The organism is Candidatus Neomarinimicrobiota bacterium (assembly GCA_016784545.1).
GTDB lineage: Bacteria > Fidelibacterota > UBA8477 > UBA8477 > JABMPR01 > JABMPR01.
The window spans coordinates 32,363-47,781 of record JADHUM010000002.1 but is presented as its reverse complement, the minus strand read 5'-3'; the positions used below and the strand labels follow the sequence as shown (position 1 = coordinate 47,781).

Below are 15,419 nucleotides of genomic sequence, written 5' to 3'. Positions count from 1 at the left end.
GCAATTAATTAACTGTATCAAATAGGTATTAGGTTGGTGCCGAATTGACTGTCAAAAGTTGAAAACCATGCCAGCATTTCCATAACCGCAGGCATTCCTGCTGTTTCATGAGTTGCCCCTGGAATACCGATCAATTCCACATTTTCAGCACCACCATCTACAAGGGCATTTACGGTGGCTACTGCCACAGAATAGGGCACGGTTGCATCCTGAGTGCCATGGATAAATCTGAGTGGCGCATTGGGTTGCCAACTGAGCAAACTATTTTCAATGAATTTGTCGGAGTAAACATGTTCAGTGCCCTCCAAAAAACTCTCGCGAAACTCACTCCTGATCAAATTCTCAATACCCACTGGGAGTTGATTATTAATCTCAAAAAATGAAAGATTCCCTGAGTACATTGCTGTGATCTGTTCATTGTAAGGCGCCACAAAGACCTGATCCAGATTATTTAAACCATAGATCTGGTCATAGGCAACAAACATAAAACCAATATAAGCGGGCCAGGTGTACTCACTCCCCTCAAGAACCAGTCTTGCCGTGGCTTGCAGGTCGTAAGGTCCTGCCATGGGAGCAACCGCCGTGAGGTTAAACTCATCTGGATAGTCAGTTTCCATGAGCTGTTGGGCCGCCAGGGTGGCATAGCCCCCCTCGGAGTATCCAGCGAGAAAAAGTCTTTCATTCCGTTTAATATCCTCTTCATCGCAGTAACGCTGAGCAGCGCGGATCATATCTATTACCGAATTTGCCAGCAATTCTCCATGCATATAGGGATGATGATCGTTGGAGTCACCATACCCGGCATAATCAGGAACCAGGGTGATGTATCCCAGGGATGCGGTCAGGAGTGCTGTGATTCCTGCCGAGGAGTTCAGAGGATCTACTGACGCTACCTCATCTCGTCTGGTAACAGTGCCATGCTGCATGCTCAACACGGGATGCTCCAAATCATCTACTGGGAATATGATAGCCCCGGACAACCGCTGCATTTCCCCTTTCACATCGGGAGAATAGTAAATCAGCTTCACCGCACGAAATGAAGTCTGAACACTGTGAGGGTCTGGAATCCCCAGCATAGCCAGGAGTTGACCCATCTCCTCAGCACTGTAATTGTGAATGAGTTCTGATCGGATTAGTCCGCCAGCTGTTTTTTCTACCTCAGGGGACGATGACTCCTCACAACTGAGGATCATGATTGACAGGAGGAGTAGACAACTCCATTCGCACTTTCTTAGTAAATTCATTTGATACCTTCCTTTTGGTAAGAGGCTGCGAAGTGATTCAATTTATAGAAGGGGAGGAAATCCCTGGGGAGTAATTCTACAAATGGTCAATCATGGAGATGAGGGGTGTGCATTTACCGCAAGTGGACAAGGTAGCATAGGAAGCGTGAGTAGATTATCACCAACTATTCAGTGAAATATCATAGCGCCCCCAAAGGGACAGATTAGGTGACTATCATTACTGAGTTGAGATGATTCTGATGCCCTTCATTTTTTTAAAAATCGCGGAGAGATCACTCGGAACACTTCCTTTTGAACCTTGAAGTATTCACTTAGATTTGACCACAAATAAAAAAACTCAAAGGGGGCTTCATGCGTCTCTCAATCCCAGTACTTTTAACTTTTATTTTATTATCCTGTGGTGCTCAACCAGATCATTTGAGCAATGAATCCACTCTGTTCGAATTTCAGCATAATGCCTCGCCGCGTTGGGCCAGCTTTGAAAATCCCACTGCGGAAAAAGGGGCAGGTGGAACCTGGAACAAAGGAGCCAAAGGTCATGCTTTTGATCAGGTCCTGGCCGGGGAGACAAAAGTATTATTGGATGTGCAGGGTAGTGGCATTGTTCAACGCATGTGGATCACCAACACTGAACGTGATGAAGAAATGTTACGCTCCCTGATACTTGAGATGTTTTGGGACGAGTCTGAGACACCAGCAGTTTCGGTTCCCATGGGTGATTTTTTTGGAGATGTCCTCGGCCATTCCATACCCTTTGAAAATGCCCTTTTCTCTGATCCTGAGGGTCGATCCTTCAATTGCATTATCCCAATGCCTTTTAAAACGAGTGCACGCATTCAATTGACCAATACAAGTGAACGGCATCTTCGACTACTATTTTACGATATCAATTTTGTTTTGACCGAGCATAATGAGGACATGTTGTACTTTCATGCTTCCTGGCATCGTGAGGAGAACAGTGAATTGGGTGTTGATTTTGAGATTCTCCCAAAAGTGAAGGGAAAAGGGAGATTCCTCGGAAGTCACATTGGCATTATTACAAATCCCATGTATAAAAACACCTGGTGGGGTGAGGGAGAGGTGAAGGTCTACCTGGATGGTGATACAGATTTGCCAACCCTGAATGGTACTGGTGCCGAGGACTATCCAGGGAGTGCCTGGGGATTGAACGCCTACATCAATCAGTTTCAGGGATGTTTTCTGGCTGAGTCCCCTCGTTTTACAATTTATCGATATCACATTCCAGACCCCATCTTCTTTGAGGAGGAGTGTAGGGTGACTATCCAGAGGATGGGTGGGGCTTCCAGATCTGAGGTGATCAAGATCCGTGACGAGGGGGCTGAGCTTCTCCCGGTGACCCAGGGTTATGCCAACGACGATGGTACTCTGGGACTCATGTTGTTGCAGGATATGGACCCAGTTCCTGATGTGGCTGACACAACCCTCCCCAATGGGTGGATGAATTTTTACCGCAGTGATGATTATTCAGCGACAGCCTTTTTCTATCTGGATACACCTGATTCTGAGCTACCAATCCTGGATAAAGACACATAGTTTTCTAAATATTCATTAGCCTGAATTTGAGAAAAAAAGTGTTTGCATGTCTACCGAACGGTGTTTAGAATACACCCCATGTTAGGAAATGAAAAGACAACGAGACAACGACGTCATGAAAAAAACAGGCGCTATATCCTGTCCGAGGCGAAAAAGCTGATTCGGAAAAATGGCGTTGAAAAGTTTTCACTCAGAGGACTTGCGGCAAATTGTGACTATAGCCCCGCTGCTCTGTATGAATATTTTTCAAATAAAGAGGACATCCTGAAAACCATCGCACTCCAAATTGAAAAAGAAATGCGGGAGGCTCTTACACCCCAGGGATCTAATCTTGACGATCTTATTGCTCTTGGATCCCTGTATATCGCATTTGCGAAAAATCAACCAGAAGATTATCTGCTCCTGTTTACTTCTTTTTCTTCAGGCCGAAGAAGCGAAAATGAAGCATTACCTGAAACTTCAGCCTATATGGTGCTTTTCAATCTGGTATCCAAACTGGTGGAATCTGGCCAGCTTAATCTGGCCAAAGAAGTAGGGGTGGAAGAGATATGCTATACCTATTGGGTATTCCTCCACGGTCACGTCATGATGCAATTAACTCACTTAAAAGGCTATGATGCTGATTTTGAATCTATGGAGATACGCATGTTGTCGCGTTTTGTGAATAGTCTCAGCAGCTAAATTTTTTTACATAAAACCAAACAGTGTTCAAATAACATATAACGTTAGGAGTTGTCATGAAAACCATTAAACCAATATACTTACTCATAATTGCTGCCGCTCTCATAGCAGTAACCCACATGAGATTCGGATTTGGCATCCTCATCTTTTTGGAAACCATCCCCATTCTATTTTATCTCGATCGGACCAGTGGCTGGCGGTCAAAGGCGCTGCTCTTTGGATTCCTGGTTTTAGGCTGGAGTCTGGCTACCCTAAAAATAGTCACCTCTCCACTACCATGGTTTATAGCTATTGGATATGGATTGCCCCTGGCCACAGTCAAATTTGGATCCTATCTGGCTTTCGTATCATTTCCCCAGAGTAAAAAAACACAATGGGTGTTTCCTACACTTATGGTCATGGGTGAATGGCTGCAATCAAACTTTACCCCCTTCGGTTCTTGGGGCGCTGCTGCTAATACACAGATTAATAATATAGTCTGGCTCCAAATACTATCCATCGGTGGGATCTGGATATTGTCCTTTGTTATCTACTTCATAGCCTATCAAATATATGAAGGTATCAGAGATGGGTTTTTAAAAGCCCGTTTGGTTAAAATTGCAATCCCAATATTAGTATTAAGCATGTTTGGGACATTAAGACTAACTCGGGCTGATAATACTGAATATGAAAGTCTACAAGTTGCAACGGTGGGTACAAACTCAAAGATCGGTGGTCCTGAACTACCTTCCTTAGACGTCCGGAACACGAATCGGGTAAAAATATTTGAGCGCATGCGTATAGCCAGTGATGTTGGTGCAAAGCTGGTTGTTTGGACTGAGGGTGCAACAGGTCTCCTACCAGATGAAGAAGCTGACTTCCAAGCAGAGGTTTCACGGTTAACTGACTCGCTAAATATCACAGCCGTGGTCAGCTATGTTATTCTAATCAGTACGGAACCATTTTTCTATGAAAACAAGTACATCATTATAGACTCCACAGGATCTATCCGAAGCACCTACCTAAAACATGAACCTGTTCCTGGAGAGCCCTGTACCAAAGGAACCGAACCACACACAGTGTACAATATGGATGGCACTCGTTTGGGTGGTGCAATCTGCTATGATCTTGATTTTCCGGTACTGGGTCGGGATATATCAAAATTGGGAGCTGATCTGGTGGCAGTGCCATCATCAGATTGGCGTGGCATCGACCCCATCCACACCCAAATGGCTGCAATGAGAGCCATAGAAGGCGGTTTTAGCCTGATTCGATCTACTCGTTGGGGGCTTTCAGCAACGGTTGATCCATATGGGCGCGTTCTTGGGCAACTGAGCGACTTCAATTCAGATGAAAAAATTCTCGTATCAAGTGTCCCATTAAAGGGTCAACAAACGATATATTCACTATTGGGGGACTGGGTAATCCTGGTTGGTCTGTTTCTCCTGGTCTATGGAATCAGGAGAAAGTCTGTGCAATCAGTACGACGATAAGGCGATAACATTGACAGGATAATCAGTTGAATGCCCGTTGACTATGGAAGAATAGCAAAATTGTTGAGAACTCCCTATTCATCCATATTCAGGTGTATTTATTTTAATAACACCATTCGGCGTATTTCCCTGCATCCATCGGATTCAAAAACATAGAAGTAGGATCCACTACTTAGCCCCTCGGTATAAAACAGCTCGCTATGCTTTCCTCCCTCTTGATACTCGTTGACTAGAGTTGCTACTTCCTGCCCAAGCACATTATAGACCCTGATCTCAACGTGTGCACCGATGGGGAGGCTATACTCCAGCAAGGTGGAAGGGTTAAAAGGATTGGGATAATTCTGAGTCAGAGAAAATGAAATTGGAGACTCCTTCTGAGAGTTGTCATTCAGGCCGGACGACGTCTGGATATCACGAACCAATCTCACAAAGTTATCGATGCGAACCACATCACCCTGGGGCCCATGCCCCTGAGGATAATCATCTGCATCACCTGTCTTGGGATCGCTGCGTTGAGCGCCTGCCCCATGGACATCCAACAATGAAACATTAAAGGGCGGGAAGGGCTCTTCCATGAAACCCAGGGCTTCTCCGAAGCAAACATAAGCACCCCAGGCACCATTCTGCATGTTGGCATGAGTTGAGCTTGACCAATAGAAGGGATAATTCTCACTTCCGCCCTCATCTGTGATTGACGTGCAGGAAAAAACGAGATCAATGGCAGGCGAGTTGGTGGTTTGGGGTGAACGCGTGTAATCAAGAATGCTGTGAAGTTCCTTGGCATCTGGAACTCGCCAATCATTATAGCCAAGATAATTCTCAGTGTTTTTGGTTTGGGCGTACTCCAAAGCTGCCTCCCAATCCATACCGATCTGACTATCCTCCTGCATCCACATGAGACCAGTGGCTTCATCACTCACAGTACCATCACCGTTATCTGTGAAATCGTTTATTCCGTAGGCTTCATTACCTCGAACATAAAGCACGTAGAATTGCTTGTCCTCAGTTTGCCCCGGCATGGGACCCATGGGATAGCCCTTGATGCGACCATCTACAAAATTGACCCCAAACATGGCGGAATCATCATTCATGGTGGTTCCCATATAAACTGTACTACTTGCGAATTGACCATCAATAATTCGCTCCCCTGCATCAGTGTCGCCATAAGCCACATCAAAGAAGTCTGTATGGATAAAAGGAATTAATCCTTCAGTATCCGTGCCTTGATAGCCACTGGGATCTTCACCCGTGAACATGAACAGAGAATAGGCTTCCTTGATTGAAGGTAAGCGCCAGTCCGAATAACCAGCCAGGCTGAAGGTGTCAGCTCCGGCCAGCGCCTCTGCGTGGCTAAGTTTATCATCAATATTGATGATACCATCGCCAGTAAGATCCGCGCTCTGCTGCCACATGAGACCAGTCACATTATCGGTAACAGTACCATCTCCATTATCAGTGTATTCGGGTTGGTGACCGCTGAAGGAGGCATCCTGGCCATAAAAGGACTCCCCTGGTTGAGGTTCGCTGATTTCATTCTGGTTGTCATAAAAGATGGTTTGACCTGTATCAACGATTTTATATGACTGTGCGAAAAGACTTTGACTGACCAGCAATAAGAGCAAAAGGCTCATCAAGCTGGACTGAATTTTTCGAATTGACCTGTTCATTTTTTTATCCTCAAAAAAACTCGTTTAGTATAAATAGTTATCAACGGCGCTGGCACGACTATCTGCGTGACTGTTCAATGTTGTAATTGCCTGTTGGAATTCTCCGGCGTTCTGCAAAAAGGTGAATCCAGTTTGTTCTATGGTAGCATAGGGCTCAACAAGATTAGCATACGCTCCATATTTACTCTGGATGGTGAGAGGCTCGAAGACCCCTGTTCTGGTCTCGCCGACAAAGGCATCATATTTAGCTCGGTATACATCATCAGCATAGAGGTATCCGATAAGTGGCCAGGAGTCGGATACAACATCTGAAAAATCCAGTGCGGGCGAACCTGCCATTTTGCCTTCCTGAAGCGCTTCATTGTTATCCCAGGGAATCCAGGTCAGTTTCCCATTATCTGGATTGTTGTAGAGATAATAATTGTGGGTCATGCGTCCATAGGTATCCCAATTCTGAACAACGGTGTTAACTGCAAGATATTTAAGAAAAACATCAGTATCAAAAATGGAATCCAGGCTACTTCTCCACAACTCGGCATCAGTCAGTCGGGTCTCATCATGGAGGACAGTAAATAATGCCTGTATATCTGACCAGTTCCCTTCATCCTCATTGGTTTTCTTGGTAAAATCAGTTTCATTAAAGGTTCCAGACATAAAACTGGCCCCTGTATTTTCAGGTTTATAAAGATTTCCATCATCACTTGAAAATTGGGTATCAATGACAGTATCATCAACTTCTTCAACCATGGTATAGAGACCGAAATATTCAGGACCATCACCCCGATCTATGTACACCTCATAGAAAGCCGTATGAGAAATAGCCAGTCCTGCGTCCTTGAATATTTCTGCTGTTACTTTTTCCCTGAGAAATGATTTATCCTCATAATTGTTCTTCAGGCTGAGTTTCTTGAAACCAAAAAATCGCTGGTTGTTTATCTGGGGGTAATCGTCTTCAAATTCATCACAATCCAGTTTCAGGGAGAGCTTCAGGATACCTGCCTGCCAACTGCTTTGTAAACTGGAATTTCCTTTAAAACGTACACCAACCTTATACCACTGGATATCATTGTAAAAGACATCCGCAGGCACAAAAATTGGATCTTCCGTTTCTATAAACTGTCCCCCTGGACCACCACCAGGAGGGCCCCCGGGAGGACCTCCGGCGCTAGAACCAAACGCTCCATACAGATTGGTCATATCATCCAGCATGACTTGCCAGTTATTTTCGGAGATTACAATATCCAGTCTTTTAACTGCAGAGTTGTCAAAGACTTCACCAAAATTTGGAGTTGCACTTTTACCGTGGGATTCAGTGGTCCAGTCTGTGGGCTCAAATTCCAGGTCATCGATGTTCAAGGATGGCTCCGTGACAGCATCATCACAGCTTGTGAGTAAGCCTATCAAGAAAAGCATACTGAAAAAAGTCATTGGCTTCATTTTGTTATACTCCCTTGGAATCTGTTTATCGTTTTGGCCGTTGTGATTGCGGACCGTAACTTTGCAGAAATTTATCATAAGCTTCTATCTGATCAGGTGAGAGCACTTGCCTGATCTGTCCTTCAAATCTCTGTCGTGAGCTCTCCATGGCTGCACGACCTGGACGTTTGCCTCCAGATTTTTTAGTTTGTTTGGATTTCATCTCCTCAAAGTGCTTAGTGAAAAGTTTACTGACTTGAGATCTTTGCGTTGCAGAGAGATCCAGCTCGCTGGAAAGCTCCTCAATCATCTGCTTGATCTGCTGCTCAGAGGGTTGTGGGGGTGATCCCTGGTTACGCTGTGCCAGGCCGATGCTGGTCATTATTAACAAGCTGATTAGTATGATGGTTCTCTTTAAGATTTTAGTGTGCATGATATGCTCCTTTTTGCCTTTTATTGAAGGTCTCGTTCTGTTGCTTGAGACGTCTGCTAAGTCCAAACCTTGCACTTTTAATTATTACAATTTTGAGCAAAAGGTTTTGAAAAAAAGGACGTCAGAAGGGTTGCAGGACTGTTTTTGATGATTAAATGATGTTGTGTCCCATGTGTGGAACCACCCTATATTGAGGAAAACCAGGATTCTGGAGTGAATACGAAGCAAACAACATCTGAAAAAACAGATTTTCGCAGGGTCGTTCTTGAACATCAGGAGCGGGTATACAGTACGTGCTATCGTTTTTTGAGATCCCGAGAAGATGCCCAGGATGTTTCCCAGGAAGTGTTCATCCAGGTCTACAAATCACTGGATGATTTCAGGGGTGATGCCCAACTCTCAACGTGGATTTATCGCATTGCCGTGACCAAAAGCCTGGATCTGATTCGAAAGCAGAATCGTAAACGCAGGTTGGGTTCTGTAAAAGCCCTGCTGTCAATCGGCAGTGCTGAAGGCGAAGTTGATGTTGCTGATGATTCTACTCCAGAAACTGAGCTCATGGATGCAGAGCGAAATCGGATATTGGCCCGGGCTGTAGCAAAATTGCCAGAGAATCAGCGCGTGGCCATCACCCTGAGCAACTATGAGGATTACAGCAATCAGGAGGTTGCTGATATAATGAACACCTCTGTGTCATCAATTGAGGGATTGCTGCATCGGGGGCGTAAGAATTTAAAAAAACACCTCACAGGACATTTTTCCCGTTGAGGGGATGGATAGAGAGTTTAAGAATTGAGGAAGCTATGAAAAAAAGCAACCATGATGAGATCCAGGAACAGGTCAAACTGACACTGGATGCCTTTCACCAGGATGACCCACCAGAAATGGATCCCTGGTTTTATGATCGTCTGAAAAATCGCATTGAGGATGAGGCTAACCATAATTTACCAGCGTTTGAAGCGTGGTGGATCCGTGCGGTGAAACCTGGGATGCTGGTTGGTCTTGTGGCATTGAATCTGATCATGATGATCTGGATCGCTATTCCCAATGAGACAAGCTCATCTGGTCGGTCTGATTACATTGAAAATTTGTCATCACAGTACGGTCTCAATTATGCTGATACCTACCTGCTAAGTGAAGAAGGGGAGTGATAAAATGCTGGATATTATCAAACAAAAAAGAATGATGCAGATTACCATCACCTTATTGGTAATTTTGAACCTGGCACTTATTTCCAGCATGATAATCAATAAAAGACCAGGGCGGGATGGCCCCGATCATCCAATGGGATTGGAAGGCTTTTTAAAAAAGGAGCTTGGGCTGACGGACAGTCAAACACAAGCCATGCACTCCATCAGAAAACAACATTTTGACAACGCCCATCCACTCCTGTCATCTCTGGCTGATTCACTGGAACTGCTTGTCTCAGAGGCCTTCGAACCCATGACGGATTCAATACGAGCTGATGAGCTTGTACATAATATTTCAAGTATCCATGTCGATATGGATCGGGCCTTGTACAACCACTTTGTCCAGCTCAATGCGCTCTGTACCCCTGAACAACAGACTCGCTTGAAAGAGCTGGCTGGTGAATTGATGCGAGGAGGCTCACAGCCACCACCACCCCAGAGGATGGAAGGTGAAGGAAGAATTCCACATCCTGATGCTCAAGCCAACGATAGAAGACCACCGCCACGCGGGCAGGGACCTGATTCCGGCGCGCCACCACCCCGGGATAGATAAATCTTACCTCGATTTCAGGAAAACAAGTCAGTATTACAAAGCCCCTCGTGAAGGAAGAGCTTTGTAATTATATGGCGCAACGAGTTATTTTATTAGAAGTATCTTCTGTTTCAGTTGTTCATTGCCAACCTGTAAAATGACAAAGTAAATACCTGAACTAAGTCCTTGAGCATTGAAGATGAGTTCATGATTCCCTGCCGATTTAACCCCCTGAAATAAGCTGCTAACCTCCTGTCCAAGCGTGTTGTAGACCAGAATCTGAATTTCACTAGAGCGAGGTAGTTCATATCGAATAGCAGTACTCGGGTTGAATGGGTTGGGAAAGTTCTGATGAAGAGCGAACTCCCTGGGCTGGGTGTGATCACCATTCCCATCAACTCCAACAGTTACCACCAGGGGGACATTCCCAAATACACTGGGATTGTGCCAGGCATTGTCTGTAGTAAAGATGGAGGCAACTGCACACTCACGGTCTCCGCCATTGTCGTCATCGTCCACAGCTACATCGAATCCAATGATAGAAATATTATCCGGCGATACGCCCAACAGGCTCCAGGGGAAGCTCACCTCCAGGTTATAGCCCACCGGGGTTGCATATTGAACAAATTCAATGCCCGTGGTATTGTTCACAGAATTATTCCCGATTTTGATTTCATCATCATCCCAACGAAACCCGAATTGGAAATCATTGATACCATCATAAACACCGCCGCTGCTATTATCCGCATCAATAAAAACTTCTACGCCATCATCCATATACCAGCCGGCACCAGAATCATTGATCAGAACCTCATCATTCACTTCTACCAGGAGATAGAGATTATCAGCATCATACATTGCCTTCCACTGTGCCTGGAAGTCTGCAGTTCGGGCACCTACTGTAACATTGTTGATACCCATTTCAGGTGTATTGACCCAGGTTGCATCAACCTGGTCATCGATGACGATTGCTGTGCCAGTATAATAAATGGCTGGTGCAGAGGTGGGAAGGTTGCGATTCACCCGTATGGTGAGGGCATCTGTACCCTGACCGCCATCGTTATCAGTGACCGTTAATGTGATGAGGTGAACCCCAATGCCGAGATTTAGAGTAATCTGCTCTCCAGTGGCTAATTCAGCCCCTGCCTCAGACCAGCTATAACTGACTATATCGCCATCACTGTCCGTGCTGGCCGAACCATCAAGAACAATGGATTCTGAACCATTCCCATCCATATCGATGACCGTCTGATCCTCTCCTGCGTGAGCAGTTGGGAGATAATTGTCGATCACTGAGATCACAACATCATCAGAGTCGGTATTGCCTTCATTATCAGTAACAATTAGTGTGATGGGATACTCACCTAAATGCAGTGTGACTTCAGTTATTTCACCTGTAGCCAGGAGGGCATCACTTTGCATCCACTGGTAGAGGTCAATGCTTCCAAATCGATCAATGCTAAGGGAACCATTCAGGGTAACTGTTGCCTCTCCATCATTGTCATCATCGAGAATTACCTGATCAGCACCAGCATTGGCGATAGGTGGGTTGGATACACCACCACCTTCAAAATAGATATCATCCAATCCAAACTCACAAGCTGCACCACTCTCCTCCAGAATGACAAAGGCATAGCTAAGCATGCGCATGTCAATGGCCACGCCACGGAGATCACTGACAGGAATGGAGGCCTGACCCCATTCACCATCACGGACCAGCCCATATGTGGTTTGGTTTGCAGGGAAGGTCACATAGTTTTGATTATCCCAGGTATCGATGATTCCAATTTTGAAGGTGACATTGGCTGGAATCTTTATCATAAAATTGAGAGTTCCCTCACTGAAATTAGTCAGGTTCAGGGGTTGGACCGGTAGGATACCAGCTCCAAACCAGCCGCTTCCAGTAGTTTGCCACGAGATACCATTCTCACCTTCATAAGGTGGTATGGTTCCATCAACAAGTGTCCCTTCCCAGATATAGATTTCCGAAGTCAAGCCCGCCTCAAGCTCAGCATTCACCGGGGTCGTGTCAGTGTAGACTCCAAAAGTACCGCTCTCTGGATAAGGGGGACCAACATTCACTTCGCCCTGTCCATTCCACTGGTAGACTTTGATGTAATCCACATACATATCTGCTGGAAAGGGCATGGTCACGGGTGCTCCTGAACCTGGATCGCCCAGGTTGTAAGCATCGGTGAATGCACCACCAATGGCCAGGTTTGCAATGAGATAGAAGGGCTGTTGAAACTCGCTGGAAACACTGTCTATTGGGAAAGGTTCTGTATAGAGATCATACTCTGCTCCATTGTCCGTCACAGTAAAGCGTAAACTCGCATCATCCCAATAGAGACGGTAGATGACAAAGCGGTCGATGAGGGGATTGTCATAATTGTAATAAAGTCGATTGTAATCATCATCTGGATCCCAGGAAATACTGGCAGCACCTGATGGATTCTCTGGAGTGACCGCTTCATCTGAATAATAAATGGCATTAGCTCCCACGGACTGGTTCACAGTAGAATTGTTCAAACCATTGCCGCCATTATGGGTGTCGTGTGCATCCCTGAATTCCTGTCGGGCACCCATTTCCATCATATCCAGTTCACCATTGTAGGGCCAGGCGTAGTTTGCAGTGCCTAATAACCAGACAGCAGGCCAACCACCCAGATTAAGATCCGGGATTTGTACCCGGGTTTCAATCATACCATAATGCACTGAGACTTTTGCTTTTGTTGTCACTTTACCTGAAGTATAGCTGAGCTGGTTCCCCCATTGATCCGTATATCCCGGTAGACTCTCCGCCCTGGCCGTGATATGCAGGGCCGTATTACCAGGTTCATCAGGGACGTCTGAGATTGTCACATTGTCAGGATGATAATATTCAAGTTCGCCGTTACCCCAACCCCAGGCACCATTGCCCAATTCTTGGTTCCAATTGCCTAGATCATTAAAATTTTCTTCCCAGATCAAGGCTCCGATTTGAGCCTGGGCAACTGACAGGATAAAGATTGCAACAATGATAGCGTTAAATAGTTTTCTCACGAATCCTCCTTCAAGGGGTTCATTCACTCGCATAGGGCAAATTGATATAGGTATATCCCAGATTGTTTAAATCACCGGGATCCAGATTGAATAAATAGGTGTAATGGTTGTCTGGCAAACCACCCCGGCCAATAAACCAGGCATATCTAAAGACATCATCGCGGCTCTCACAAATTGCTACCATTTCAGTCATCTGGACGATTTGCTTGGAGTAAGAATCGATATTTGCATTCCAGTTGGCCATTTCAGTAATCCAGATTTGTTTGCCATACTTTTGCAAGCGATCCAACTGCTGGGTAAGACCATAATCGTACCAATGGAAGGCCAGATAATCAATCCGTGGCTCACGGCCCTGTGAATTCTGGTAGGCCGAATAGAACGCATCCAGCCAGACGACAGGGTCCGAATAGTTATTCATGGTTCCCCAGTTCATTGCTGGGCCCACCAGTTTCAGTTCACGACCATCATCATTGGCCAGATCAAAAAGAAATTGTTCGTAGATGAGCCAGTCTGTTACTGCTTGAGCAGGTGTCCGGTTGGCCTGATCAACCAAATTGGGTTCATTCATGACCAGTAGATATTCAATTTCAGGGTGATCCAGAATAAAGGATCTTGCCGCAGAAAGATTCGATTGAGCAGTGTTGCCACCCCAGAGCATAGGAATATATTCCATCTGGTAGTCAGCATAATATCCATCAGGAGCATCGGTGCTGAAGTACCAGTTATACCACCAGGAAACGCCACTTTTCAAGGTGTCCAAATCCGCAACCTCTTTCAGGTCAAAGGAAAGCCCTCGTTTGGGGCTTTTTGCAATAGTAACAGTGGTGTCAGTATTATCTGGTGGTTTGGGTTCAGTAGGTGCTTCATCGCACGATATGAAATGCAGAATGACTGAGAAAAGGATGACTAAGATATAGCGTGTGCTCATTTTGTGGGACTTTCAATTCACTGTTTAACCTGGTCTCGATACCTGCGGTTGCAGACAAGAACGGCAAAATACAAGCCAGTGCGATTTACGAAAATATGATATGGTCTTATGTTGGTAATGATGTTTGTCATAAACGTTCTCGCCTGATTTGGATATATAGCAAACAATAGCCATCATCGTGAATACTATTAAAATTATAAGTTATCAATGGCCAAATATTATCAAATTAATATGGTGCTGAAGGGTCCACTTGATGAATAACTCATGGCCTGAATGATAAAAACTTATGAGGGCTTAATTTGTCTATTATCTTTGGCAAAATTTAAGAGGGGGCTCCATGTTAAAGAAAATAGTTCTACAGATTGCGATTTTCAGCCTTATGACCTGCTCCGTTCAACAAGAGAATATCCGCTATCTCATCCGTCTTGATGATATGGGGATGTGTCACTCAGTCAACATGGCTATTGAACAGGTCGCCGAAACGGGTATGCCCTTTTCCACCTCGGTGATGTTTGCCTGTCCCTGGTATGAAGAAGCTGTTGAAATTCTAAAGCAGCATCCCCAGGTGAGTGTGGGTATCCATCTGACGCTAAATGCTGAATGGGCAGGATATCGCTGGGGACCGATATTGGGACCAGAAGTCGTGCCCAGCCTTGTAGATAGCGTGGGAACCTTTTTTCCATCACGAACCAAACTTTTCGAGAACAATCCAGATGTGGGTGAAATCACCAGAGAATTAAGAGCCCAGATAGACCGCGCCATGGATACTGGTCTGAATATAGACTATGTTGACTACCACATGGGAGCAGCTGTGCAGACCCTGGAGCTTAGAGAGATTGTGGAAGGATTGGCTGCCGAATATGGACTGGCTATGTCAGGATATTTTGGTGAGATATATTCCAACATTACTTATGCGACTGAAATAGGAAGCAAAAGTGACAGCCTTCTGGCCCACGTTTCTGAGCTGGGAGAGGGCTTGCATATGCAAGTCGTCCATGTCGGTCTGGATGCGCCTGAAATGCAGGCTATGCAGGATTTAAATGAATTTGGACTTAAGGAGATGAGCCGTCACCGCCAGGATGAGCTAAAAGCCGTTTTGAATCCTGAGTTAAGGCTATTGGTCAAGGATAGGGGAATAGAGCTGGTTACCTACGGCAGCCTGGTCAGAGATGGAGGGCTGGAGAATATGCAACGACCAGAGATTGAGGAATACAAATAGCAGCTCATCTTCAATCAGTTCGCGTGCATAAATTGCTGGTT

At 45.3% G+C, this 15,419-nt stretch carries 13 protein-coding genes; 7 read left to right on the top strand and 6 right to left on the bottom strand.

Annotated elements, in window-relative coordinates; translation table 11 throughout:
* Positions 1-17: 17 nt before the first annotated feature.
* The gene (locus ISR87_00895; GenBank protein MBL7023982.1) at positions 18-1,244 is read right to left on the bottom strand and encodes an alpha/beta fold hydrolase; all 1,227 of its coding nucleotides are present in this window, start codon (positions 1,242-1,244) and stop codon (positions 18-20) included.
* A gap of 351 nt (positions 1,245-1,595) precedes the next feature.
* Between ISR87_00895 and ISR87_00890 the strand changes: the two genes are divergently transcribed.
* The 3 genes from ISR87_00890 (at position 1,596) to ISR87_00880 (ending at position 4,951) form a co-directional block, all read left to right on the top strand.
* Complete coding sequence (locus ISR87_00890) at positions 1,596-2,798, top strand: DUF2961 domain-containing protein (protein ID MBL7023981.1); 1,203 nt, start codon at positions 1,596-1,598, stop codon at positions 2,796-2,798.
* 78 nt (positions 2,799-2,876) lie between these two features.
* Positions 2,877-3,479 (top strand): TetR/AcrR family transcriptional regulator, encoded by a 603-nt coding sequence (locus tag ISR87_00885; protein ID MBL7023980.1) that lies wholly within the window; start codon positions 2,877-2,879, stop codon positions 3,477-3,479.
* Between the two features lie 56 nt (positions 3,480-3,535).
* Positions 3,536-4,951, top strand: a complete 1,416-nt coding sequence (locus ISR87_00880; GenBank protein MBL7023979.1) for an apolipoprotein N-acyltransferase — start codon at positions 3,536-3,538, stop codon at positions 4,949-4,951.
* A gap of 98 nt (positions 4,952-5,049) precedes the next feature.
* Here ISR87_00880 and ISR87_00875 read toward each other — a convergent pair whose 3' ends face one another.
* The 3 genes from ISR87_00875 to ISR87_00865 are packed head-to-tail and all read right to left on the bottom strand — an operon-like array spanning position 5,050 to position 8,467.
* Entirely contained in the window at positions 5,050-6,618 is a 1,569-nt protein-coding gene (locus tag ISR87_00875; protein ID MBL7023978.1) for a DUF1566 domain-containing protein, read from the bottom strand.
* Positions 6,619-6,642: 24 nt separating this feature from the next.
* Positions 6,643-8,055 (bottom strand): CotH kinase family protein, encoded by a 1,413-nt coding sequence (locus ISR87_00870; GenBank protein ID MBL7023977.1) that lies wholly within the window; start codon positions 8,053-8,055, stop codon positions 6,643-6,645.
* 25 nt (positions 8,056-8,080) lie between these two features.
* Entirely contained in the window at positions 8,081-8,467 is a 387-nt protein-coding gene (locus ISR87_00865; GenBank protein ID MBL7023976.1) for a hypothetical protein, read from the bottom strand.
* A gap of 213 nt (positions 8,468-8,680) precedes the next feature.
* Between ISR87_00865 and ISR87_00860 the strand changes: the two genes are divergently transcribed.
* Genes ISR87_00860 through ISR87_00850 form a run of 3 tightly spaced genes read left to right on the top strand, consistent with a single transcriptional unit; the run spans position 8,681 to position 10,210 of the window.
* Complete coding sequence (locus ISR87_00860; GenBank protein ID MBL7023975.1) at positions 8,681-9,235, top strand: sigma-70 family RNA polymerase sigma factor; 555 nt, start codon at positions 8,681-8,683, stop codon at positions 9,233-9,235.
* Between the two features lie 35 nt (positions 9,236-9,270).
* The gene (locus ISR87_00855) at positions 9,271-9,618 is read left to right on the top strand and encodes a hypothetical protein (GenBank protein ID MBL7023974.1); all 348 of its coding nucleotides are present in this window, start codon (positions 9,271-9,273) and stop codon (positions 9,616-9,618) included.
* Positions 9,619-9,622: 4 nt separating this feature from the next.
* Positions 9,623-10,210 carry a periplasmic heavy metal sensor gene (locus tag ISR87_00850; protein MBL7023973.1) on the top strand — a complete coding sequence of 196 codons (588 nt, stop codon included), beginning with the start codon at positions 9,623-9,625 and terminating at the stop codon, positions 10,208-10,210.
* Positions 10,211-10,294: 84 nt separating this feature from the next.
* Here ISR87_00850 and ISR87_00845 read toward each other — a convergent pair whose 3' ends face one another.
* Both ISR87_00845 and ISR87_00840 read right to left on the bottom strand, forming a co-directional pair.
* Positions 10,295-13,231, bottom strand: coding sequence for a T9SS type A sorting domain-containing protein (locus tag ISR87_00845; GenBank protein MBL7023972.1), 2,937 nt, complete (start codon positions 13,229-13,231; stop codon positions 10,295-10,297).
* Positions 13,232-13,250: 19 nt separating this feature from the next.
* A complete protein-coding gene (locus ISR87_00840) occupies positions 13,251-14,159 on the bottom strand; it encodes a hypothetical protein (GenBank protein ID MBL7023971.1) in 909 nt (302 codons plus the stop codon).
* Between the two features lie 337 nt (positions 14,160-14,496).
* Here ISR87_00840 and ISR87_00835 point away from each other — a divergent pair, with 337 nt between their 5' ends.
* Positions 14,497-15,378 (top strand): ChbG/HpnK family deacetylase, encoded by an 882-nt coding sequence (locus tag ISR87_00835; GenBank protein MBL7023970.1) that lies wholly within the window; start codon positions 14,497-14,499, stop codon positions 15,376-15,378.
* The last annotated feature ends 41 nt before the right edge of the window (positions 15,379-15,419 follow it).